Here is a 2,621-nt window from a genome sequence, read left to right on the forward strand (position 1 = left end):
CTTCCTGATGCTGAAGCTGACGGGGGTGGACCGCGAGGTGGTGGAGAAATGGCTTTATGTCATTGCCGCGCTGGCGCTGTTCTCGGGCATCCTCGGCACGGGCCACCATTACCTGTGGATCGGGACGCCCGGCTACTGGCAATGGATCGGCTCCATCTTCTCCTCGATGGAAGTGGTGCCGTTCTTTGCGATGATGGCCTTTGCCTTTGTCATGGTGTGGAAGGGCCGGCGCGACCATCCGAACAAGGCCGCCCTGCTGTGGAGCCTTGGATGCGGCACGCTGGCTTTCTTTGGTGCCGGGGTCTGGGGGTTCCTGCATACGCTGCATGGGGTGAACTATTATACCCACGGCACCCAGATCACTGCCGCGCATGGGCATCTGGCCTTTTACGGCGCCTATGTCTGCCTCAACCTGGCGATCATCAGCTATGCCGCGCCGCATCTGCTGGGGCGTGACCCCTATAACCAGGTGCTGAACATGATCAGCTTCTGGCTGATGTCGGGCGGGGTGGTGTTCATGACCTTCACCCTGACCTTTGCAGGCACGGTGCAAACCCATCTGCAACGGGTGAACGGCGAGTTCTACATGGAGGTGCAGGACCAGCTTTGGGTCTTTTACGCCATGCGTTTCGGCTCGGGCGTGGCGGTGGTGCTGGGGGCTGTCCTGTTCATCTATGCCATTCTCGTGCCCCGGCGCGAGGTGATCGCGGCAGGGCATCCTGCCCCCCGTAACAGCCCGGCGGAGTGACCGAGATGAATGGACCCTTGATGGGGGCGGCAGACGCCCCCTTCTACCGGGCGCAGGGCGATGAATGCGAGGTGTTTGCCGCCGCCGCCGCCCGCAAGCTGCCCGTGCTGCTGAAAGGCCCGACCGGCTGTGGCAAGACCCGCTTTGTCGCCCATATGGCGGCACGCCTCCGGCGACCGCTTTATACCGTGGCCTGCCATGATGATCTTTCGGCATCCGACCTGATCGGGCGCTGGCTGCTGAAAGGCGGCGAGACGGTCTGGGCCGATGGCCCGCTGACCCGCGCGGCGCGCGAGGGCGCCATCTGCTATCTGGATGAGGTGGTCGAGGCGCGCAAGGATGTGACGGTGGTTCTGCACCCGCTGACCGATGACCGCCGCATTCTGCCCATCGACCGCACGGGCGAGGAGCTGGAGGCGCATCCCGATTTCCTGCTCGTGGCCAGCTACAACCCCGGCTACCAGAACATCCTGAAAACGCTGAAACCCTCCACCCGGCAACGCTTTGTCGCGCTGGAATTCGGCTTTCCCGCGCCAGAGCATGAAATTCCCGTGGTCGCCCGCGAAAGCGGTTTGGCCGAGGACCGGGTGAAGCCGCTGGTGCGGCTGGCGGGCAAGTTGCGCGCCATGAAGGGGCAGGATCTGGAGGAGGGGATCTCGACCCGCCTCGTGGTCTATTGCGCCCAGTTGATCGCGGGCGGCATGCCCATCGAGCGCGCGATCCGCGCCGCGATGATCGAGCCGCTGAGCGATGACCCGGATGTGAAGGCCGGGCTCCACGATCTTGTGACCGCCGTTTTCGGGTGAGGCCGGTGATGTCACGGATCGAATTCGAGCCATGGGAACCCGAAGAAACCATCGGGAAACTGTGGCACGCCTTTGCCAGCCGTCTGGACGGTGACACCGTCCACGAGGGAGCCCGTGTCCCGCTCTGCGCAGTGGGCGGGCGGTTGGCAGTCCTGTTCCGCGGCCTGGGCGGCGATGCCAGCGTGGAGCTGAAGCCGGTGGCGCCGGAAACCAGCGCGCATCGCCTCGGTTTGATGCGCGGCTTGGGCACATGGCGGGCGGCGGTGCCGCGTGCCAGTTTTGACGGCACGGCACTGCGCATGCCAGAAAGCCTTGCGGTTTACCCCGAGGCGCGGGCCAATGCGGCGCTGTATCTGTGGCTCGCGGTGGCGGCGGTCGCCTTGCAGGGCGAGGCACCTTCCGCCGAACCCGACCCGATGCTGGCCGATCTGGCCGCAATTGCGCTGGCCGGGCGGATGACCCGCGCGGCCCTGGCGCTGGCGCCGGGCTATGCGGCGCTGCATGCCGATCTGTGCCGCGCCACGCTGGCCACCCGCCGCACCGCCGTTTTGCCGCCGGCCGAGGCGGCGGTGGAGGCGCGCATTCGGGTGGCTCTGGGGCAACCTCTTGCCCTGCCGCCGCTGCCCGCGCGCGCGCCGCGCGGCTATCGCCCCTTCCTGCCCGTGCCGCTATGGCCCGATCTGCGCGCGCCTGCGCGGTCAGAGGCGACGGCGGTGGAAACCCGCGCCACCGAGGGCACCCCCGAGCAGGCCGAGGAAAAAACCGCCCGCCGCGCCCGCCGCCGCAAGGCCGATCAGGCTGACCGCAATGACAGTTTCATCCTCCACAAATTCGAGGCCATCCTGTCGATGACCGAATTTCTCAACCTCAACCGCCGGGTCGAGGATGATGACGAAGACACCGCCCGCGAAGCCGCCGAGGATCAGGAAGAGATCGGCCTGGCGCAGGTTTCAAAGGCGCCTGCCACGCGGCTGAAACTGCATCTCGACCTCGCGCCCGAGGATGTGGCGCGCGAGGCGCTTTCCGGAATTGCCACCTATCCCGAATGGGATGTCAGAACCCACAGC

2 protein-coding genes and 1 pseudogene are annotated in these 2,621 nt (G+C 66.3%); all 3 read left to right on the top strand.

The annotated features are described in order from the left end of the window. The coding region (locus JNN06_RS04505; RefSeq protein ID WP_291238396.1) for a cbb3-type cytochrome c oxidase subunit I at positions 1–748 on the top strand (748 nt) is incomplete at its 5' end. Between the two features lie 5 nt (positions 749–753). Next, positions 754–1,554 carry a CbbQ/NirQ/NorQ/GpvN family protein gene (locus tag JNN06_RS04510; RefSeq protein WP_291238397.1) on the top strand — a complete coding sequence of 267 codons (801 nt, stop codon included), beginning with the start codon at positions 754–756 and terminating at the stop codon, positions 1,552–1,554. An 8-nt stretch (positions 1,555–1,562) separates the two neighbouring features. Beyond that, positions 1,563–2,621 (top strand): annotated as a pseudogene (locus JNN06_RS04515) (nitric oxide reductase D protein); the annotation flags it as partial.

The sequence above is a fragment of the Gemmobacter sp. genome, assembly GCF_016792925.1.
GTDB lineage: Bacteria > Pseudomonadota > Alphaproteobacteria > Rhodobacterales > Rhodobacteraceae > Gemmobacter.

Excerpts from the sequence above, each read along its gene's own strand:
- JNN06_RS04510 (WP_291238397.1), top strand. The coding sequence starts at position 754 with ATGAATGGACCCTTGATGGGGGCGGCAGACGCCCCCTTCTACCGGGCG.